This window comes from Streptomyces gamaensis (genome assembly GCF_042656465.1).
GTDB classification, from domain to species: domain Bacteria; phylum Actinomycetota; class Actinomycetes; order Streptomycetales; family Streptomycetaceae; genus Streptomyces; species Streptomyces gamaensis.
In genome coordinates this window covers 35023-55266 of record NZ_JBHSPB010000026.1, presented here as the reverse complement: position 1 = coordinate 55266, position 20244 = coordinate 35023, and the positions used below count along the sequence as shown (strand labels likewise).

General features: G+C 75.0%; 18 protein-coding genes. 9 read left to right on the top strand and 9 right to left on the bottom strand.

Annotation, left to right across the window (positions count from 1 at the left end; all coding sequences use genetic code 11):
• Nucleotides 1-22: 22 nt before the first annotated feature.
• A complete protein-coding gene (locus ACFP1Z_RS29585; protein ID WP_390320778.1) occupies nucleotides 23-1210 on the bottom strand; it encodes a threonine synthase in 1188 nt (395 codons plus the stop codon).
• Nucleotides 1211-1316: 106 nt separating this feature from the next.
• The gene (locus ACFP1Z_RS29580) at nucleotides 1317-1712 is read right to left on the bottom strand and encodes a hypothetical protein (RefSeq protein ID WP_390320777.1); all 396 of its coding nucleotides are present in this window, start codon (nucleotides 1710-1712) and stop codon (nucleotides 1317-1319) included.
• Between the two features lie 227 nt (nucleotides 1713-1939).
• Here ACFP1Z_RS29580 and ACFP1Z_RS29575 point away from each other — a divergent pair, with 227 nt between their 5' ends.
• The 5 genes from ACFP1Z_RS29575 (at nucleotide 1940) to fxsA (ending at nucleotide 7789) form a co-directional block, all read left to right on the top strand.
• A complete protein-coding gene (locus ACFP1Z_RS29575; protein WP_390320776.1) occupies nucleotides 1940-2383 on the top strand; it encodes an Lrp/AsnC family transcriptional regulator in 444 nt (147 codons plus the stop codon).
• Between the two features lie 113 nt (nucleotides 2384-2496).
• Nucleotides 2497-4158 carry an amidohydrolase gene (locus ACFP1Z_RS29570; protein ID WP_390320775.1) on the top strand — a complete coding sequence of 554 codons (1662 nt, stop codon included), beginning with the start codon at nucleotides 2497-2499 and terminating at the stop codon, nucleotides 4156-4158.
• Between the two features lie 507 nt (nucleotides 4159-4665).
• Nucleotides 4666-6363, top strand: coding sequence for an apolipoprotein N-acyltransferase (lnt, locus tag ACFP1Z_RS29565; RefSeq protein ID WP_390320774.1), 1698 nt, complete (start codon nucleotides 4666-4668; stop codon nucleotides 6361-6363).
• Nucleotides 6360-7133, top strand: coding sequence for a polyprenol monophosphomannose synthase (locus tag ACFP1Z_RS29560; RefSeq protein WP_390320773.1), 774 nt, complete (start codon nucleotides 6360-6362; stop codon nucleotides 7131-7133). The genes lnt and ACFP1Z_RS29560 overlap by 4 nt, the downstream gene beginning before the upstream one ends.
• A gap of 65 nt (nucleotides 7134-7198) precedes the next feature.
• The gene (gene fxsA, locus ACFP1Z_RS29555) at nucleotides 7199-7789 is read left to right on the top strand and encodes an FxsA family membrane protein (RefSeq protein WP_390320772.1); all 591 of its coding nucleotides are present in this window, start codon (nucleotides 7199-7201) and stop codon (nucleotides 7787-7789) included.
• Nucleotides 7790-7932: 143 nt separating this feature from the next.
• Here the strand turns inward: fxsA and ACFP1Z_RS29550 are convergent, their stop codons facing one another.
• Both ACFP1Z_RS29550 and yczE read right to left on the bottom strand, forming a co-directional pair.
• Nucleotides 7933-8307 (bottom strand): RNA polymerase-binding protein RbpA, encoded by a 375-nt coding sequence (locus ACFP1Z_RS29550; RefSeq protein ID WP_390320771.1) that lies wholly within the window; start codon nucleotides 8305-8307, stop codon nucleotides 7933-7935.
• A gap of 234 nt (nucleotides 8308-8541) precedes the next feature.
• Nucleotides 8542-9312, bottom strand: a complete 771-nt coding sequence (gene yczE, locus ACFP1Z_RS29545) for a membrane protein YczE (protein WP_390320770.1) — start codon at nucleotides 9310-9312, stop codon at nucleotides 8542-8544.
• 175 nt (nucleotides 9313-9487) lie between these two features.
• Between yczE and ACFP1Z_RS29540 the strand changes: the two genes are divergently transcribed.
• Nucleotides 9488-10996 carry an SCO1417 family PLP biosynthesis transcription factor gene (locus tag ACFP1Z_RS29540; protein WP_390320769.1) on the top strand — a complete coding sequence of 503 codons (1509 nt, stop codon included), beginning with the start codon at nucleotides 9488-9490 and terminating at the stop codon, nucleotides 10994-10996.
• Between the two features lie 8 nt (nucleotides 10997-11004).
• Here ACFP1Z_RS29540 and ACFP1Z_RS29535 read toward each other — a convergent pair whose 3' ends face one another.
• Complete coding sequence (locus ACFP1Z_RS29535) at nucleotides 11005-12561, bottom strand: hypothetical protein (RefSeq protein ID WP_390320768.1); 1557 nt, start codon at nucleotides 12559-12561, stop codon at nucleotides 11005-11007.
• Nucleotides 12562-12610: 49 nt separating this feature from the next.
• Complete coding sequence (locus ACFP1Z_RS29530) at nucleotides 12611-12805, bottom strand: hypothetical protein (protein WP_390320767.1); 195 nt, start codon at nucleotides 12803-12805, stop codon at nucleotides 12611-12613.
• A gap of 382 nt (nucleotides 12806-13187) precedes the next feature.
• On the opposite strand from ACFP1Z_RS29530, the gene ACFP1Z_RS29525 reads away from it, so the two are divergent.
• Both ACFP1Z_RS29525 and ACFP1Z_RS29520 read left to right on the top strand, forming a co-directional pair.
• Nucleotides 13188-13604: an ankyrin repeat domain-containing protein gene (locus ACFP1Z_RS29525; protein WP_390320766.1), complete on the top strand. Its 417-nt coding sequence runs from the start codon at nucleotides 13188-13190 to the stop codon at nucleotides 13602-13604.
• A 189-nt stretch (nucleotides 13605-13793) separates the two neighbouring features.
• A complete protein-coding gene (locus tag ACFP1Z_RS29520; RefSeq protein WP_390320765.1) occupies nucleotides 13794-15803 on the top strand; it encodes a glycoside hydrolase in 2010 nt (669 codons plus the stop codon).
• Between the two features lie 118 nt (nucleotides 15804-15921).
• Here ACFP1Z_RS29520 and ACFP1Z_RS29515 read toward each other — a convergent pair whose 3' ends face one another.
• The 3 genes from ACFP1Z_RS29515 to ACFP1Z_RS29505 all read right to left on the bottom strand — a co-directional run bounded on the left by ACFP1Z_RS29515 (nucleotide 15922) and on the right by ACFP1Z_RS29505 (nucleotide 19320).
• On the bottom strand, nucleotides 15922-17589 hold the full coding sequence (locus ACFP1Z_RS29515; RefSeq protein WP_390320764.1) for a carboxylesterase/lipase family protein: 1668 nt from the start codon (nucleotides 17587-17589) through the stop codon (nucleotides 15922-15924).
• A 322-nt stretch (nucleotides 17590-17911) separates the two neighbouring features.
• Complete coding sequence (locus tag ACFP1Z_RS29510) at nucleotides 17912-18127, bottom strand: ferredoxin (protein WP_390320763.1); 216 nt, start codon at nucleotides 18125-18127, stop codon at nucleotides 17912-17914.
• A 2-nt stretch (nucleotides 18128-18129) separates the two neighbouring features.
• Nucleotides 18130-19320, bottom strand: a complete 1191-nt coding sequence (locus ACFP1Z_RS29505) for a cytochrome P450 (protein ID WP_390320762.1) — start codon at nucleotides 19318-19320, stop codon at nucleotides 18130-18132.
• Between the two features lie 141 nt (nucleotides 19321-19461).
• Here ACFP1Z_RS29505 and ACFP1Z_RS29500 point away from each other — a divergent pair, with 141 nt between their 5' ends.
• Nucleotides 19462-20229: a TetR/AcrR family transcriptional regulator gene (locus tag ACFP1Z_RS29500; RefSeq protein WP_390320761.1), complete on the top strand. Its 768-nt coding sequence runs from the start codon at nucleotides 19462-19464 to the stop codon at nucleotides 20227-20229.
• The last annotated feature ends 15 nt before the right edge of the window (nucleotides 20230-20244 follow it).

The window sequence follows — 20244 nt, the reverse complement described above, 5'->3', positions numbered from 1 at the left end:
CCGTACCGGGGCTGTCAGGCCGTCAGTCCGTCAGCTCCGCCAGTTCCGGTACGGGCGCGGCCGGCGCCCGTACGCTCGCGGTGTCCTTCAGGCCCGTGGCCGTGCCGATCGCGACGACCGTGCCCCCTCGCGCGTCCGCCCAGCGGCGGGCCGCCGCGACGGCGACCGCCGAGGACGGCTCCACGAACAGGCCCCGCGCGCCGAGCCGTCGGTGCTCGGCCATGAACTCCCCGGTGGGCACCGCGAGCGCCGCGCCGTCGAACCGCCACAGCGCGTCCAGCCCCTGCCACGTCGGCCGCTGTCCGCCGAGGGAGAACGCGGGGGAGGGGCCGTCCACCACCGTGGTGCGCTCCTGCTCCGCCCGGCCGGAGCGCGCGAGCGCCGCCGCGTACGGCGCCGCGGCCGAGGCCTCGGCCGCGACCAGCCGGGGCGTACGGGCCAGCAGCCCGGCCGAGCGCAGCTCGCGGAAGCCGCGCGCGATCCCCGACAGCAGATCGGCGCGCGAGACGGGCACCACCACGGCCGTCACCCGCTCGCCGAAGTCCCGGGCGATCTCGTACGCGACGCTCTTGTAGCCCTCGTTGGCATACCCGTTGCCGCCCGCCGGGGGAGCGGCGAAGCTCGTCAGCGGATACCAGCCGAAACGCCCGACGGCCGCGCGCATCGCGGCGTTGCGCGCGGCGAAGTCCTCCCGGACGACCCGTACCGCGCCCAGCGCGTCGATCTGCGCCCGCAGCGTCTCGGGCACCTTGGGCGTGGTGAACACCACGCAGCGCAGCCCGGCCCGTGCGGCGTACGCGGCGGCGGCCGCGCCCGCGTTCCCCGAGGAGGCCGCGACGACGGTGTCCGCGCCCGCCGCGAGCGCGGCCGCCACGCCCACGGTCATCGCCCGGTCCTTGTGCGAGCCGGTCGGATTGCCGCCCTCGTACTTCACCCACAGCTCGCCCCCCGCCGAACCCCCGTGAGGAATACGGACGTTGGGGGTGCCGCCCTCGCCGAGGCCGACGGCCGCGGCGTACTCCCCCGGAACGGGCAGCGCGGCGGGCAGACCCCAGGGGCCGCCGGGGAAGTCCGCGAGACGGAAGCCGGTCAGATCCGCGAGCGGCGGCACGGGGTTCGCCCCGACGCCCTGCGCGCGGCAGGCGGCGCACCCCGAGAGGTCCTCGGCGGTCGTCCCGCAGCGCGGGCAGGTCAGCGGCGGGATCGGCATACGGAACTCCTCGAAGACTGCGGGGGGGCAACGGCGACGGCGGCCGAAGTCCCGGCCGCCGTCGTGGTGTTCACTTCTCGCGTGTCCGCTCCCGGACACGCGCGGATCAGCGGGGACGCCGCATCTGAGGCACCCGCACCGGGCGCGACCCCGGACCGCCGATGTGCGAGAACGGCTGGGTCCGCCAGTCCAGGCTCTCCGGCAGCGTCAGCAGCAGCGCCGGGTCCAACTCCTGGGAGCCGGACGCCTCGTCCGCCGCGGGGACGTCCTCGACGGAGAGCCCCGAACCCGGGCACACCGTGAGCCCGAAGGGATTCCACGGCGACGGGCACAGCGCGTGCTCCGGGAGCACGTCCTCGTCCGCGAGGAGCGCGATCGGGCGGGCGCAGTCCGGGCAGAGCACCCGGAACATCGCGGCCGGCTCGGCGATCTCGACGGACTCCTCGACCCCGTGGGTCCCGCAGGTGCCGTCGCCGTCAGTGAAACGTTCCAGGCTGGGCATAGTCTTTCTCCCCCTCGGATGGGCCGGCCAGGCTCGGCGGCGGCCACCCGGAGCACTTCCCGCGCGAAGAGTCCGGTAATCGCCGCACCCGGAAGGACACGGGTGCATATGTGTGTTGTTCGTCACATGCTTCACGGGTGGCTCCCGATCCGCCTCCGGCCCGGCCGGGGCGGGGCTCCGGGCCGTCGGCTGTGCCGTGCGGGCCCGGACACAGTAGGTTGATCCGCGTGGAGGAGCTGGACAGAGAAATCGTGGAACTGCTCGTCAGGGACGGGCGGATGAGCTACACCGACCTGGGCAAGGCGACCGGCCTGTCCACCTCGGCGGTGCACCAACGCGTGCGCCGGCTCGAACAGCGCGGGGTCATCCGCGGCTACGCCGCCGTCGTCGACCCCGAGGCCGTCGGGCTGCCCCTCACCGCGTTCATCTCGGTCAAACCCTTCGACCCCAGCGCGCCCGACGACATCGCCGACCGGCTCGCCGAGATCCCCGAGATCGAGGCCTGCCACAGCGTCGCCGGGGACGAGAACTACATCCTCAAGGTCCGGGTGGCCACCCCCCTGGAGCTGGAGCACCTCCTCGCCCACATCCGCTCGCTGGCCGGGGTCTCCACCCGCACCACGATCGTGCTCTCCACCCCCTACGAGGCACGGCCCCCCAGGGTCGGCTGACGTCTCCCCGGCCGCGCCGCCGCCGGACCCGGGTGCACGGCGGAGCGGACCTGGGGCGAGACTGTGAGCCGCGGCCCCGCCGGGCCGCGAGAACTCCTGCCGCGAACGACCCCATGAGGCGAGAACCAGTGAGCGAGACGAACCGCGCCGCCGAAGCCGCCCCCCGCACCGTGCTGCTGCGCGGCGGCACCGTGCACAGCCCCGCCGACCCCTTCGCGACCGCGATGGTGGTCGAGCGCGGCGCCGTCGCCTGGGTCGGCTCCGAGGGCGCCGCGGACTCCTTCGCCGACGGCGTCGACGAGGTCGTCCACCTCGACGGCGCCCTCGTCACCCCCGCGTTCACCGACGCGCACGTGCACACCACCGCGACCGGGCTCACCCTCACCGGCCTCGACCTGACCGGTGCCCGCACCCTCACCGAGGCACTGGAGCGCGTCCGCTCGCACGCGGCGGACCGCCCCGCCGACGCCGTCCTGCTCGGCCACGGCTGGGACAACAGCGTCTGGCCCGAGGAGCGGCCCCCCTCCCGCCACGAGCTCGACGAGGCCGCCAGCGGCCGCCCGCTCTACCTCAGCCGGGTCGACGTGCACTCCGCCGCCGTCAGCACCGCCCTGCTCGACCTCGTCCCCAGCGTGCGGGACCTGCGCGGCTTCACCCCCGAGGGACCGCTGACCGACGCCGCCCACCACGCGGTGCGCACCGCCGCGCACGCGAGCCTGACCCCCGCCCAGCGCGCCGAGGCCCAGCGCGCCGCCCTCGACCGCGCCGTCGCCCTCGGCATCGGCTCGGTCCACGAGTGCGCCGGCCCCGACATCTCCGGCCCCGACGACTTCACCGGCCTGCTGGCACTGGCGGCCCAGCGGCCCGGCCCGCGCGTGACCGGCTACTGGGCCGAGGCCGTCACCTCCGCCGAGGAAGCCGTTCGCGTCCGCGAACTGGGCGCCTTCGGTGCGGCCGGGGACCTGTTCGCCGACGGGGCCCTCGGCTCGCGCACCGCGTGCCTGCACGAGCCGTACGCGGACGCGCCCGGCCACCACGGCACCGCCCACCTCGACGCCGCCGCCGTCGCCGCCCACGTGACCGCCTGCACCGAGGCCGGGGTGCAGGCCGGCTTCCACGCGATCGGCGACGCCGCGCTCACCGCCGTCCTCGACGGCGTCCGCACCGCCGCCGACAAGCTCGGCACCGCCCGGATCCGCGCCGCCCGGCACCGGATCGAGCACGCCGAGATGCTCACCCCCGAACACATCGCGGCCTTCGCCGAGTTCGCCCTGACCGCCTCCGTCCAGCCGGCCTTCGACGCCGCCTGGGGCGGCGACGACGCCATGTACGCGCGGCGCCTGGGCGCGGAGCGGGCCCGCACCCTCAACCCCTTCGCGGCCCTGCTGCGCGCCGGCGTCCCGCTCGCCCTCGGCTCCGACAGCCCCGTCACCCCCCTCGACCCCTGGGGCACCGTGCGGGCCGCCGCCTTCCACCGCACCCCCGAGCACCGGATCTCGGTGCGGGCCGCCTTCACCGCGCACACCCGCGGCGGCTGGCGGGCGATCGGCCGCGACGACGCGGGTGTGCTGGTGCCCGGCGCGCCCGCCGACTACGCGGTCTGGCGGGCCGGCGAGCTCGTGGTGCAGGTGCCCGACACCCGGGTCGCCAACTGGTCCACCGACCCCCGCTCCGGCACCCCGGGCCTGCCCGACCTGACCCCCGGCCTCGAACTGCCCGTGTGCGAGCGCACCGTCGTCGGCGGCCGCACCGTCCACGAGGCCACCGCACGCTGAACGGGCGCGGGCTCCGAACGAGTGACGCCCCCGCGCCCGCGTACCGCCGAACGACGTGCCGTCGGCCTGTCGCCGCCTCGCCCCACGCGCCGCAGTGACCTGCTGATTTGAGGAAACCCCCCAGGTCACAGCGCTGTTGACAGGGTGCGGGCGGCGGCCGGTAGGTTCGGCCGGGTCCACCACAGGACGTCCGGCCGGTGGGTCTCCACACAGTCGTCGAACGCCGCTGGGCCATGGGGCGGGGCGCCGCAGGGGCGCACCGCCACTGGCAGCCAGGTTCCAGCGCACGGGGGCGAGGGAAGGCTCCGCCGGGCCGGCAGGTGCGACCCGGGTGGGGCCCGGAGGTTCAGTAGACAACGGTCTCGGGCCGACCCGCAGCCAGCGGGTCCCCGGCCGGCCCGAAGGACACCGGGCCCCCATTCGCCCGCCGCACACCCCCTGCGGCTTCCCCCGCCGCGCGTTGTACGGTCGGCTTCACCATCGCACAAGCAGCAGGAAGGCTCGACCGTGCCCCCGGGTCCCCACACCTCCGCCGGAACCGACGCGGCGTCCACGCCCGCCGGCGACGGCACACCGGGTGCCGGGGCGGCCGCCCCGGCACCCGTTCCGCGCCCCGGCCGGGCCGTGCGCCTGGCCCGGCTCGTGCGCCGCGAGGCACCGCGCACCGCGCTCGCCGCCGCCGTCGGGGCGGCCCTGGCCTTCGCCTTCCCGCCCTACGACCTGTGGCCGCTGTCGGTGCTCGCCGTGGCCGCGCTCAGCCTGCTGACCCGGGGCCGCAGCGCCCGCCAGGGCGCCTGGACCGGCTTCGCCCTGGCACTGCCCTTCTTCGTGCTGCTGCTGCGCTGGCTGGACGTCGTCGGCTACGACGTGGTGTTCGGGCTGTCCGCCGTGGAGGCCCTGTTCGTCGCGGCGCTCGGCGCGGGTCTGGCCCGTACCTCGCGGCTGCGGGCCTGGCCGCTGTGGGCGGCCTGTCTGTGGGTGGCCCAGGAGTGGGCGCGCGACCGGGTGCCCTTCGGCGGCTTCCCGTGGGGGCGGCTCGCCTTCGCCAACACCCACTCGCCCTTCACCCCGCTCGCGGCCCTCGGCGGCGCCCCGCTCGTCGGCTTCGCCGTGGCCCTCGCGGGCACGCTGCTGGCCTTCGCGGCACTGGCCGCGCGGCGGCTGCGGACGGTGCGCCGCGTCCGTACAGCGCTGCCCGCCGCCGGGGCCGTGGCCCTCACGGCGGCCCTCACCTGCGCCGGCTACGCGGTGCCCGTGCCGACCGGCGCCGACGACACCGTCGACATCGCCGTCGTCCAGGGCGATGTGCAAAAGCCCGGCATGGACTTCCTCGGCCGCCCGATGATGATCCTCAACAACCACGTGAACGCCACCCTCGACCTCGCCCGGGACGTCAAGGCGGGCAAGGCGCGCAGGCCGGACCTGGTGATCTGGCCGGAGAACTCCTCCGACCTCGACCCCTTCCGCGACGTGGAGGCCTACGACCGGATCCAGGAGGCCGCGAGCGCGATCGGCGTGCCGATCCTCGTCGGCGCGCTCGTCGACCACCCCACCAAGCCCGGCTACGTCTTCAACGAGGGCATCGTCTGGGACCCGAAGAGCGGGCCCGGCGCCTCCTACACCAAGCAGCACCCGGTGCCGTTCGGGGAGTACGTGCCCTTCCGCGAGGAACTCAGCAGCGTCATCTCCCGCCTCCAGCGCGTCCCCCGCGACTTCTACCCCGGCGACCGCACCGGTCTGCTGCAGGTGGGGCCCGCCCGGCTCGGCGACGTGATCTGCTTCGAGATCGCCTATGACGAGATCGTCCGCGACACCGTGCGCGCCGGAGCACGCGCCCTCGTCGTCCAGACCAACAACGCGACCTTCGGCCGCACCGACCAGCCCGAGCAGCAGCTGGCCATGTCCCGGCTGCGCGCCGTCGAGCACGGCCGTACCGTGGTCACCGCCGCCACCAGCGGCATCAGCGCCGTCGTCGGCCCTAACGGCCGCGTCGAGCAGCGGGCCCCCGAGTTCACCCGCGAGGTCATCAGCGCACGCATCCCCCTGCGTGACGGGACCACCCTCGCCGACCGCGTCGGTGCGGTTCCGGAATGGGCGCTCGCTATCGTGGGGCTTTCGTCCTGTGCGGCCGCGCTGCTGACCGGCCGTCGGACACAGGGGGAGAAGACGGGCAAGAAGGCGAAGAAGGGACAGCGACACAAGTGATCGACGATGGTCAGCGGAGATACGGTCCGCTCGGCACCACCTTGGTGATCATCCCCACCTACAACGAGGCGGAGAACATCAAGACCGTCGTCGCCCGGGTGCGGTCCGCCGTGCCGGAGGCGCACGTCCTCGTCGCCGACGACAACAGCCCCGACGGCACCGGCAAGCTCGCCGACGAACTGGCCGCCGAGGACGAGCACGTCAAGGTGCTGCACCGCACGGGCAAGGAAGGCCTCGGCGCCGCCTACCTCGCGGGCTTCCGCTGGGGCCTGGACCACGGCTACGGCGTCCTGGTGGAGATGGACGCCGACGGCTCGCACCAGCCCGAGGAACTGCCCCGGCTGCTCACCGCGCTCAAGGGCGCGGACCTCGTGCTCGGTTCGCGCTGGGTGCCCGGCGGGCGCGTGGTCAACTGGCCCAAGTCCCGCGAGTTCCTCTCCCGCGGCGGCTCGACCTACTCGCGGCTGATGCTGGACGTCCCCCTGCGCGATGTCACCGGCGGCTACCGGGCGTTCCGCCGGGAGACCCTGGAGGGCATCGGCATGGACGAGGTGGCCTCCCAGGGCTACTGCTTCCAGGTCGACCTGGCCTGGCGCGCGGTCAGGAAGGGCTTCCACGTGGTGGAGGTCCCCATCACCTTCGTCGAGCGCGAGCTGGGCGACAGCAAGATGAGCCGCGACATCGTCGCGGAGGCCCTGTGGCGGGTGACCTCCTGGGGCATCGGCTCCCGGCTCGGCAAGGCACTCGGCAGGGGCCCGGACCGCACCTGAGCGCCCGCCCGGCGGGGCCCGCACCCGGGCCCCGCGTTCCGCCGCCGCCCAGGCACACTTGAGGCATGACGTTCGGAGCACAGCAGCAACCCGGTCGGAGCGCGGCGGGCCCGGGCGGCCGGCCGCCCGGACGCGGCCGCGCCCGCAGGCTTCTTCCCCTGGGCGTGGCCCTGTGGGCGGTCCTGGAGATCTGGCTGCTGACGGTGGTCGCGGAGGCGGCGGGCGGACTCACCGTGCTCGCCCTGCTGATCGCCGGAGCGGTCCTCGGCAGCATCGTCGTCAAGCGGGCGGGACGCCGCGCCTGGCGGCGGCTGTCCGACTCCCTGCAGCCCGGCAGCCCCTCGGCCGCGCCCGCGCCCGAGAGCGGCGGCACCGGTCTGACCATGCTCGGCGGGCTGCTGCTCATCCTGCCCGGCTTCCTGTCCGACGCGGCCGGACTGCTGTGCCTCTTCCCGCCCACCCGGGCCCTGCTGCGCAGGACCGTGGGCAGCAGGCTCGCCGCGCCCACGGCCTTCGCGCCCGGCTCCTTCGGCGACGCCTTCCAACAGGCCCGCATCCACCACCCCGACGGCAAGGTCGTCCAGGGCGAGGTCGTCCGCGACGAGGGGCGTGAACCCTCCGGGCCGCGCCACGACGGCCCCCAACTGCCGCGCTGAACAAGCCCGTACGGCCGTTCACGGGCGCCGTGGACGGCCGCGAGCCACCCCCCACGGGGCCCGTCGGCCCCGGCAGGCACAACAAGGGGCCGGGCCACTGCTTCACGCAGTGGCCCGGCCCCTTGAGTCCAACCAGTCCGTCGTCAGGCGGACTTGCGGTTGTCCCGCGGATGCACGGCGATGTTCATGGCGCCGGAGCGCAGGACCGCCAGCCGCTCGGCCAGCACCTCCTCCAGCTCCTCGCGGGTGCGCCGCTCCATGAGCATGTCCCAGTGCGTACGCGCGGGCTTGCCCTTCTTCTCCTCGGGACCTTCGCCGTCCACCAGGAGTGCGACGGCGCCGCACGCCTTGCACTCCCACTCCGGCGGAATCTCCGCCTCCACCGAGAACGGCATCTCGAATCGATGGCCGTTCGGGCATGCGTACTCCACCGCCTGGCGCGGGGCCAGATCGATGCCGCGGTCGGTCTCGTAGCTGGTAACCACAAGTCGCGTGCCGCGGAGAGCTCGCTCACTCATGAATCGTGCCTCCCGGGCTTAGTCGCCCACAGGACAGGTGTCGCTGTCGTCGTCATCCGGTCAACGTCCGGTCGGCGGTGAAGATTCCCCGTTGAGGGACATGCGTCGCCCGTCGTGCCGCCCCTTGTTGTACCCACCAGCGCCCGTTTTGTCACATCTGGCAACGGATGTCACCCTGCGTCTCCGAAGCTTTAGCGCGCAGTAACGGTCCGTCCGGCGGATCAAGGGCGTACACTACCGGCCCGCGTTTCCCGGCCCGCATCCAGGGTCCCTCAGGACCCCTTCCGCGCGCATCCGGATTCCCGCCGGAGCGGCTCCGGCCGCCGCCCCGCCCGGTGTGAAACGGCGCAGAAAGTACTGCGTGAGCGGTCCGATGGCCAGGGCGAAGAGCACGGTCCCCGCCCCCGCCGTCCCGCCCAGCGCCCACCCCGCCGCCAGCACGGCCACCTCGATGCAGGTCCGCGTGAGCCGCAGCGAACGGCCCGTACGCCGGTGCAGCCCCGTCATCAGCCCGTCGCGCGGGCCGGGGCCGAAGCCCGCCGCGATGTAGAGCCCCGTCGCCGCGGCGCACAGCACGACGGCGCAGACCAGCAGCGCGATCCGCAGCGGCAGCGACCCCGTCCCGGGCAGCAGGGCGAGGGTCGCGTCCAGGGAGAGCCCCACCATGAGGACGTTGGAGACGGTGCCGAGCCCCGGCCGCTGCCGCAGCGGGATCCACAGCAGCAGCACCAGCGCGCCCACGGCGATCGACGCGGCGCCGATGGACAGCCCCGTCCACCGGGCCACCCCCTGGTTGAGCACGTCCCACGGCGCGAGCCCGAGCCCGGCCCGCACCTGCAGGGCCCCGCTGACGCCGTACAGCACGAGCCCGCCGTACAGCTGCGGCAGCCGGCGGGCCAGGCGGCGGCCGCCGCCCGCACGCGGCGGCCGGGCCACGGCCGCCGGAACGGACGGCGCCGCACAAGGAACGGACGGTGCCGCGCACTGGGGACCGGACACGGACATCTCCCCCTTCTCCTCTCGAAGCGCACCCGGCCGCACGACGACCCGCCCCCGGCCGATCGGCCGGAGGCGGGCTGCGACATGGCGCTGCATGGTGCAAGTGGCCTTACCGGTGGCAGTATGTGGACTGGGCAGACCCAAGATCCATGGCCAATCCCGGGAAGGTGGACCGCTCGCCATGACGCAGTGGACCTCGACGGTGGGCGCGCAGAAGCTCGCGCGCCTCCTCGGCTCGCAGCACCCCCGCGGCGCGACGGTGACCCCGCTCGGGGGCCGCCGGTCCCCCGCCTACCGCAGCCTCGCGGACGGGGTGCGCCTGCTCGTCCTCGAAGGCCGCGTCCCGGTCGCCTCCCGGCTGCCCGCCGAGCGCGAACTCGCCGCCGCCCTCGGCGTCAGCCGCACCACCGTCGCCGCCGCCTACGAGGCCCTGCGCGGCGAGGGCTTCCTGGAGTCCCGGCGCGGCGCGGGCAGTTGGACCGCCGTGCCCGCCGGCAGCCCGCTGCCCACCCGCGCCCTCGACCCGCTGCCCCCCGAGGCCGCCGCCTCGGTCATCGACCTGGGCTGCGCGGCCCCCACCGCCCCCGAGCCCTGGCTCACCCGCGCCTTCCGGGGCGCGGTCGAGGAGCTGCCGCCCTTCGCCCACACCCACGGCGACTACCCCGCCGGTCTGCCCGCCCTGCGGCAGGCCATCGCCGACCGCTACACCGCGCGCGGCGTGCCCACCATGCCCGAGCAGATCATGGTCACCACCGGCGGCATGGGCGCCGTCGCCGCCATCTGCCGACTCCTCGCCGGACGCGGCGAGCGGGTCGCCGTCGAGTCGCCCTCGTACGCCAACGTCCTGCAACTGATGCGCGAGGCGGGCGCCCGGCTCGTGCCCGTCGCGATGGCCGGCGGCCTCGCCGGCTGGGACCTGCCCGCCTGGCGCCAGGTGCTGCGGGACGCCGCGCCCCGCATGGCGTACGTCATCGCCGACTTCCACAACCCCACCGGCGCGCTCGCCCCCGAGGACCAGCGGCGCGAGCTCGTCGAGGCGGCGCGGTCCGCCGGCACGGTGCTCGTCGCCGACGAGACCATGGCCGAGCTGTCCCTGGAGCCCGGCCTCGAACTCCCGCGCCCGGTCTGCGCCTTCGACCCGGCCGGCAGCACCGTGATCACCGTCGGCTCGGCGAGCAAGTCCTTCTGGGCGGGGCTGCGCATCGGCTGGGTGCGCGCGGCCCCGGAGGTGATCCGCAGCCTCGTCGCCGCCCGCGCCTACGCCGACCTCGGCACGCCCGTCGTCGAACAGCTCGCCGTCACCTGGCTGCTCACCAGCGAGGGCTGGGACGCCGCCGTCGCCATACGGCGCGCCACCACCCGCGAGATGCGCGCCGACGTCCTGGCGGCCCTCGAACGCCACCTGCCCGACTGGGAGTTCACCGTCCCGAGCGGCGGCCTCACCCTGTGGGTGCGCACCGGCGGGCTGTCCGGCTCGCGGATCGCCGAGGCGGGGGAGCGGCTGGGGGTGCGCGTGCCGTCCGGGCCGCGGTTCGGGGTCGACGGCGCCTTCGAGGGGTATGTGCGGCTGCCGTTCACCGTGGGCGGCGCGGTCGCCGAGCAGGCGGTGCTGCGGCTCGCCGAGGCCGCCCGACTGGTCGCGAGCGGAGCGGTCTTCGCCGAGGGCACGCCCCGTACGTACGTGGCCTGAGCGGCCGGCTACTCCTCGGCGCGCTGCCTGTCGTCCCGCGCGTGCCACGCCGTGCCCCGGGTCAGGGACGGCGGCAGCAGGTCCCGTACGGCCAGCCGCTGCGCGTCGGGCGTCTCCTCGTCGTACGGGTCCGGGGTGGCCGGCACCTGCAGGCGGTGCACGGGGCCGCCGCCCAGGCGCGCGTAGCCGCGGCCGGGCGGCACCTCGGGCGGCGGCGTGGTATGCGGGGGCGCGCCGAGCGCGGCGCGCACCTGCTCCGCCGTGACGGCGCCGAGCACCACCCGGGCCCGCGCGCACTTGAGCACCTCGGTGTCCAACAGGTCGGCGCTGTCGAGGTGTTCGGCCACGGCGACCGTGACATGGGCGACCCCGCCGTGCAGCAGCGGCACCTGCAGCAGCTCCTGCGGGTCGCCCAGGCCCTCGGCGGCGGCGAGGTGGCCCAGCGCGGTGGGCCGGTCGACGAGGATCCACAGCGGCCGGCGCACGTCGTCGGGGGCCGGCCGGCCCTGCGAGCGGGCGTCCTGGGCGGCCAGCAGCCGCCGCTCGGTCTCGTGCGCCGCCCACTCCAGCGCGGCGAGCGCGCCCGCCGGTGAGGACTCGACCGCGAGGACGCCCGCGCGGCCCAGCAGACAGGCGTACTCGCCGGTGCCGCCGCCGTCGATCAGTACGGCGTCGCCGTGCCGCAGCGCCTGCAGGGCGATCGAGCGCAGCAGCGTGGTGGTGCCGGAGGCTGGACGGCCCAGGGCCAGCAGGTGCGGTTCGGTGGAGCGCTGGCCCGTACGCCACAGGACGGGCGGCGCGTCGCGCACCCCCGTGCCGTCGATCACCGGCAGCCGCCGCTGCACCGCGCACGGGTCGGTGAAGCCGAGCACCGTCTCGCCGGGCGCGGTCACGAACCGCTGCGCGCGGATGCAGGTGGGCAGCGCCGAGAGCACGGTCAGCGCGAGCCGCCCGGTCTCCTCGTCCCACTCGAACCGGTACTCCCGGCCGCGCCCGGCCTTGGCCTGGAGCAACTGCTCGACCCTGGAGCGGGATTCGGCCTCGCCGTCGGCGAAGTAGGCCGGGTAGCGCAGCTGGAGAGCGGTGAGCCGGCCGTCCTCGTCGAAGACGTACTCCTCGAAGACCTCCTGCCAGCTGCCCCCGTGCGCGTACAGCGGCTCGGGGTCCTGCGGGGTGGACAGATACGGCACCAGGGCCTCGTACAGCGCCCGCAGCCGCTGGTCCTCGATGCGCACCTCGCCCCGGGCGGCCGTGGCGGCGCGGTCCCGGCCGGCCCAGGCCGCCGCGCCCATCAGGGAGAGCAGGCCGAGCACCGGCCCGTAGGGGAGGAGCGCCATGATGGCCAGGCACGAGACGGCCAGCAGCGCGGCGGGGCCGCGCCGGTCCTTGGGAGTCCGCTCCCAGCGCCGCCACCCGGCGACCGCCAGCGCCCGCAGCCCGCGCGCGATCACGAGCAGCGGGTGGAGCACGTCGGCCGCGCCGTACGCCGCCCCCCGCGCGAGGGCGTGCCCGCGCAGCAGCGGGCCGGCCCCGGTCAGGGAGCGGGGGAGCGGTCGCCGGCCCACAACGGGCTCCTGGGGTCGGGGCGTCGGGGGAGACGTCGGCGGGAGGCGCTCAGAACCTCAGCCCGCCGAGGAGACCGGCGAGGCTGGCGCTGCCCGCCCGGATGCTGGGGGCGATGGCCGTACCCGCGAGATAGAAGCCGAACAGGGCGCACACGATGCCGTGCGAGGGCTTCAGCCCGTCCTTCCGGAAGAACAGGAACACGACGATGCCGAACAGCACGACGCCGGAGATGGACAGGATCATGACGTTCTCCTGGGTGGTCGAGGACGGTCACCATGGGTCCCTCAAGCGTCACAGAAAGTATTAACAAGGCAAAAGCGGAGAGGTGCCGTACGGGACCTTCCCAGGGTTGATCACCGAGGGGACAGCTCATCGCCGCAAAGGAAACAAACCGCTTGAAAGAGCCCCGAAACCGGTACTGGGGCGATCATGGCCGTCCGGGGCGCGTCAGGTGTCGGCCGTCACCGGCGAGGCTGTGGATTCACCCGTACGGGCGCGTCCGTTTCCGGTCCGCCGAGCGGCGGCCCGCCGGTCCGCGGACCCCGGCGGGCGCGGCCGTACGTAGGGTTGGGGCGCACCCGGAAGCAGGGTGCCGCCAGGCGCGAAACCCGGAGGACCGCAGACCATGACCGAGCAGACCCCCGAGACCGAGCCCGCCCACGACCCCGAAGTGCTCCAGCTCGCGGCCAAGGTCTTCGACCTGGCACGGCACGGGGACACCGACACCCTCGCCGCCTACGTCGACGCCGGGGTACCCGCCAACCTCACCAACGACCGCGGCGACTCGATCCTGATGCTGGCCGCCTACCACGGCCACGCGCACACCGCCGAGGCACTCCTGCAGCGCGGCGCCGACCCCAACCGCGCCAACGACCGCGGCCAGACCCCGCTCGCGGGCGCCGTCTTCAAGGGCGAGGACGAGGTCGTGCGCCTGCTGCTCGACAACGGCGCCGACCCGTCCGCCGGCACGCCCTCGGCGATCGAGGCCGCCGGGGTGTTCGGCCGCCAGGACCTGCTGGAGCTCTTCCAGAAGGGGCGGTAGCAGGGGAGCACGAGCGCTGCGGCCGGCGCCCCGGGCCGCCGACACCTCGGGGCACCGGCCCGCAGCGCGCCGGAGTGACGTGGCGTCAAACCGCTCGGCACGCCGCCTCCTTGGGACGGGCGGCGCTTCAGGGCGGGTGTCTGATGCGCTCTCAGAAATCTCTTAAGAGCGACCGTTATCAACTCTCCCATGCGTTTGACTTCTTCCTGCCACCGTTCCCGGCGCACCCTGCGCGCGGCCGCCGTCGTCCTGGCCGCCGTCCTGCCGAGCGTCACCCTCGCCTCCCCGTCCGCCCAGGCGGCACCGCACGCGGCCCAAGAGGCCCGCGTGCACGGCGGATTCGTCGACCTTCCCCTCCGGGGCGGCACCGCCACCGTCGACGTCGCCTCGCTGCGCGTCACCGCCCGCACCGGCCTGGGCACCGTGGAACTGTCCGCGCCCGCCGCCGACGGCGGCCCCGGCGCCCCCGGCCCCGTGACCACCGACAGCGACGGCGCCCACTGGTCGTACCCCGCGACCGGACTGACCGTCACCGCCCGCGCCGAACAGGGCCGCCTGCTGATGACCGTACGGTCCACCGGCACCGACGACCGCAGCCTGTCCTGGCCCGTGACCGGAGGCGACCCCGCCGCCACCGCCCTGCAGCTCCCGCGCGGCGAAGGGCTCTCCCTGCCCGTCGCGGACCCCTTCTGGAACTCCGCGGACGCCGGACTCGCCGGCACCCGACTCGCCATGGAGTCCGAACTGACCCTGCCGCTGTGGGGCTGGACCATGGGCGGGCAGGGCGTGAGCTACCTCGTCCCCACCGACATCGGCACCGCTGTGCGCCCGGACTCCGAGCACGGCAGACTGCGCGCCACCGCCATCCACACCTTCTCCCGCGCCGAGGGCACCACCGACTACACCGTCGCCCTCTCCCTCACCGACGGCTCGCCCGTCGCGCCCGCCGCCGACTACCGCGCCTGGCTGGAACAGCACGGCCTGCTCGGCAGCCTCAAGCGGAAGACCGAGGCCGTACCCGCCACCGGCAAGCTCCTCGGCGCCTTCCACGCCTACCTGTGGGGCGACGCCCGCACCGCCGAGGGCGTCGAGCGGCTGCGCGCGCTCGGAGTGGACCGGATGTGGCTCGGCTACGCCTCCGGGGACCGGCCCATGGACGCGGACGCCGTCGCCGCCGCCAAGAAGGCCGGCTATCTCGTCGGCCCGTACGACACCTTCGCCAACGGCCAGGACCCCGGGACCGCCGACACCCCCACCTCCGTGTGGCCCGACGGGGTCTATCCGCAGTACTGCGTCGAGGACGCCGGTCACCACCCCGTGAAGGGCTTCGGCGGCCGCGGCTGCTACCTCAGCTCCGAGGCCTTCGAGCAGGCCGAGCCGGACCACCACTACCTCGCCGACCGCACCCGCGGCATGACCGCCAACGGCGCCGACAGCTACTTCCTCGACGTCGACGCCGCCGGCGAGCTCTTCCGCGACCACAGCACCGCCCACCCCATGACCCGGGCGCGCGACCGCGCCAACCGGCTGGCCCGGATGCGGCGCATCGTCGACGACAACCGGCTCGTGCTCGGCTCGGAGTCCGCCGGGGCCTGGGCGAACCAGGTGCTCGCCTTCGACCACGGCTCCGGCACACCCGCCGCCGACGGCCTGTGGGCCGCGCAGAACGACAAGCAGCAGTGGGGCGGCTTCTGGCCCGCCGACGCACCGGCCTTCTTCTTCAAGCCCACCGAACTCCCGGCGCGCGTCGCCAAGGCGATGTACGACCCGGCCTACCGCGTCCCGCTGTACGAGACCGCGCTGCACGACGCGCTCGTCAACACCGAACGATGGGAACTGTCCTACGACAAGCTGCCGCGGCAGAAGACCACCCGCGCCCTGCTGGCCATGCTCTACAACACGCCGCTGAACTTCGTGCTCGACGGCGACTCCCTCACCGAGCACGGCCGCGAACTCGCCGCGCTCCAGAAGTACTTCGCCCCGCTGCACAAGGCCGCCGGCACCGAGCCCATGACGGACTTCAGGACCCTGACCGAGGACCGCACGCTCCAGCGCACCGTCTTCGGCGACGGCACCCTCACCGTGACCGCCAACTTCGGCACGAGCGCCCGTGACGGGCTGCCCGGCGGCTGCGTCGACGCGACGCTGCGCGGCGACACGACGCCGCGCAGACTGTGCCCGGCCGACATCGGCCGCTGACCGGCGCGCGGCGGCCTCCCCGGAACCGCTCGGGCCCGTTCGGGCCCGCTCGGGGCCCCTTGGGTCCGCTTGGGCCCGCACTCCGGGGAGGCCGCCGTACGCTCCTGCGGGACAGGGGTCAGGCGCCGTGCCGCGACCAGAAGCCGCAGTGGTGCTCGGCCCCCAGATCCACCGGCTTGATGCCGCCCCGGCCCGGCGCGAGCGACTGCACCAGCGGCCTGCCGCTGCCCAGGCGCGCCCAGCGCGGCGCGCCCTTGCCGTTGGGGTCACCGGTGTGCGCGAAGCGCGTCCAGTAGCCGATCATCTGCTGCGACAGCCTGCGCTGCTGATCCGTCAGCGGCCCGGCCTGCGGGAAGGAGAACAGATAGGGCAGCTCGAAGGCGTGCGACGCCCCGTACGGGAAACCCTTGGGCGCGGGGAGCGGGAGCGGGTTCGGCGCATGGGGGTCGTTGAACTCGTAGCCGTACAACGGCACATGGCCGGCCAGCGCCCGGTCCGTGCGCAGCGCCGTGCACGCCCAGGCCCGGTCCGTGAGCAGCGCGGACCAGGCCAGCGCGGGCGAGGGATAGGCGGCCGCCGGATACTCCTTCTCCACCGCGCCCGCCGCCGTGCCGAAGGAGTCCCGCAGCCGGGCCCGGTAGGCGCGCTCGTCCGGGATGGGCTGGTCGGCCAGCGTGAGGCCGACGAACAGCCGCATCTCGTCGTGGTTCGTGCCCTGCACCACCGGCACCCGCTGGAAGCGGCCCCGCTCCAGCGCCCGCTGCGGCTCCAGCGGCAGCACCGCGTTGCCGTAGGCGACCTTCGAGAACGCCGAGGTCAGCTCCGGCGTCACCAGCCGGGACAGCGGCAGCGCGCGCAGGCACGACAGCGCCTCGGCCGCACGCGGGCAGCCCAGCCTGCGGGCCGTCTCCGTGCCCGTGGCCTGCGCCGCCGCCTGCGAGGTCCACAGGCCGCCGGCGGGCGAGCCGGGGGTCGTGCTGCCCCGCGGCATGTACAGGGCGCAGGGGCCGCTCTGGATCACGGCCTTGTGGAAGAGCCCGGCCGCGCCGGGCGCGCTCAGCTGCGCACAGGTGCTCAGCCCGCCCGCCGACTCGCCGAACAGGGTCACATTGCGCGGATTCCCGCCGAAACGGGCCGCGTTGGCGCGGACCCAGCGCAGGGCCGCCTGCTGGTCCGCCAGCCCGAAGTCACCGGAGCGCCCGAGCTCCGGATGGCCGAAGAAACCGAGCATCCCCAGCCGGTAGTTGACGGTGACGACCACGACATCGCCCTGCACGGCCAGCTGTTCGGCCGCGTAGTCGCTGCCGGAGCCGGAGGTGAACCCGCCGCCGTGCACCCACACCATCACCGGCCGGTTCTTGCCCGCCCGCTCCGCCGGACGGGCCGTCGGGGTGGTCACGTTCAGATACAGGCAGTCCTCCGAGCCGGTGAGCCTGGTCTCCTGGCCGCTCCCGGAGGCTTCCAGCTGGGCGCACTTGGGGCCCGGCGCCCCCGCGTCCCGCACGCCCTGCCAGGACCGCGCCGGCTCGGGGGCGCGCCAGCGCAGCGGCCCGGTCGGCGGCGCGGCATACGGGATGCCCTGATACGTGGCATACGCGCCGTGCGCCGTGCCGCGCACCGCCCCGTGGTCGGTGCGCACGACCGGTCTGGCCGCGCGGTCCGTGGCGGTGGGGGCCTGCGGGGCGGCGGTGGCTGTGGCGGCCGTCGCGGTGGCACAGAGCAGAGCGAGGAACGGCGCGAGGAGCGCTTTGCCCCCTCGCCGCCGCGCGGAACGGACTTCCGACATGGCTGACGCCCTTTCAGAGAGTGGGCACAGAGCGGTCGAACGTCCGTCAGCCTACCCATGCCGCGATACCGCACAACTCCCGCACCGCGCACCGGTATCGGCCGTACCCGCACCACCAGCCGGACGGGTGCGTCCACCCGTGGCCGGGCCGGGTGGGGCCCTCACCGCGCCGGCGCCGACGGGCATCCGGGCCGGGCGCGGAGCCCGGACCCGGGGGCGGGGCACGGCCTCCTGTGGCCGTGCCCGTGAGCGGTGAGCCGTGAGGCGTGAGCAGTGAGGCGTGGGTCGTGGGTCGTGAGCCGCGCGGAGCGCGGCAGCGTGCTCAGCGCCGGGGGCCGATCACCCTGCCCTCCTCCCGGACCGTGATCGCCGCCGCCGGGCAGGAGTCCGCCGCGTCCAGCGCCGCCCCGTCCGGCGGTATCCGCTCCTGCCGCGCCCGCGAGCGCTCGTCCGCGAGCTCGAACAGCTCGGGGGCCAGAGCCGCGCAGATCCCCGAGCCCAGACAGCTCCCGCGGTCCACGGACACCTCCCAGGCCATCCTCACCACCCCACCGGCATCGAGCGCGGACCGCGCACCAGCATCTCCGTCTTCCACACCACGTCACCGGCCGGATGTATGCCGGGCATCCGCGTCACCAGGGCCCGCAGGGCCTCCTGCAGCTCCAGACGGGCGAGCGGCGCGCCCAGGCAGTGGTGGACGCCGTGCCCGAAGCCCAGGTGCTGATTGCCCTCCCGCCCGATGTCCAGCCGCTCCGCCGCGGTGAAGCGCAGCCCGTCGCGGTTGGCGGCGCCGACGGCGACCAGGACGGGCTCCCCGGCCCGGACCAGCGTGCCGCCCACCTCCACGTCCTCCGTCGCGTAGCGGGGCTGGGACGCGCCCACCCCCAGGGGGACGAAACGCAGCAACTCCTCGACCGCGCCCGCCACGAGCGAGGGATCCGCGCGGAGCCGCTCCAGCTCGCCCGGGTGATCGAGCAGTGTGAGCAGGAAGTTGGGGATCTGGGTCGCCGTCGTCTCGTGCCCGGCCACGAGGATCCCGACGCACAGGTCGATGAGCTCGCGCTCGGAGAGCCGGTCGTCGCGGTCGCGTGCCTCGATGAGCGCGGTCATCAGGTCCTCGGCGGGCCGCTTGCGGTGCTCGGCGACCAACGTGGCCATATAGGCGCGCAGTTCGTTCTGGCTGACGGCCATCTCCTCGGTCGTCAGCGGGCTCGTCGACAGCGCGTCGTCGCTCCACTCGCGGAACTTGGGCCGGTCCTCCTCGGGCACGCCCAGCAGCCGGCAGATCACGGCCACGGGGAGCGGCAGCGCGAAGTGCTCCACGAGATCGGCGGGCGGCCCGGCCGCGATCAGCGCGTCGAGCAGCTCCTCGGCCATCGCCCGGATCCCGGGGCGCAGCCGCTCGACGCGGTGCACGGTGAACGCCTTCGTCACCAGGGTGCGCAGCCGGGTGTGGTCGGGCGGATCCATCCCGAGGATGCCGGGCTCGCGCCGGCCGGGCGTCGGCCGGGGCTCGTCCCGCTCGGCGGCTGCGGCCCGGCTGAAGCGGCGGTCGCCCAGCACGAGACGGGCGTCGGCATAACGGGTCGCGAGCCAGGCCGGCTCGCCGTAGGCCATCCGCACCCGCAGCAGCCCCGCCGTCTCGCGCGCCCGCTCGTACAGATCGGACAGGGACAGGTCGGTGGCTTCGTTGAACGGATAGGCGACGGGCTCGACATGGGTGGTGGTCATGGCATACCCCTTCCCTCGCGCCGCATGTAAGCGGCTGCTTACAAACGGTAGAGGTGTGCTCGGCCGCGCGTCAACGGGGTTGTCCCCCAAGGGAGATGGCAGGGGCAGCTATCCTGTCCGCCCCTGGGGGAGGAGTGCGGCATGACAACAGGCGACGCGGACACGGCGGTCGGGCCCGGCCCGGCGGCGGCACACGACAGGGCGGAGGCGCCGGACGCCTCCGCGAGCGCCGGCGGCGGGTCCGGGCGGCGGGCGGGCGGCGGGCGCGGGCAGGATGCGCGGAGCGGACGCGCGCAGCCCACCGCGGACCCAGGCGGGGCTGCCGGGGGCGAACGCCCGCAGCCGGGCGGCGGTGAGCGCAAGCGGGACGCCGACGCGACCCGGCAGGCCCTCGTCGAGGCCGCCGCGGCCCTGTTCGCGGAACGCGGCTACGACCGTACGACCGTCCGCGAGATCGCCGCCCGCGCCGGCGTCAACCAGGCCCTGCTCTTCCGCTACTTCGGCTCCAAGCGCTCACTGTTCGGCGTGGTGATGGCCCGCGGCAGCCGGCAGCGCCTGCGCGAGACACCGCCGGAGCTGGTCCTGGAGACTGCCCTGCGCGACCTCCTGGCCTCCGGCGACGCCCACCATCGCGACCGCTCCCTGGAGGTCTTCCTGCGCTCGGCCGGGGGCGACGACGAGGCCGCCGAGAGCGGGCGACGGCTCGGGGAGGAGTACGCGGCCGCCCTCGCCGGGCTCAGCGACGCCGACGACGCCGCCCTGCGCTCCGACCTGATCCTCGCCTGGCTGCTGGGCATCGGGCTGAGCCGGGGCGTGCTCGGCAAGGAACCGCTCGCGAGCGCCGACCCCGAGCGGGTGGTGCGGCTGATGCTCGACGCCTCCCGCACCCTCCTCGAACGCCTCCCGTGACACGCGTGCCCCGCG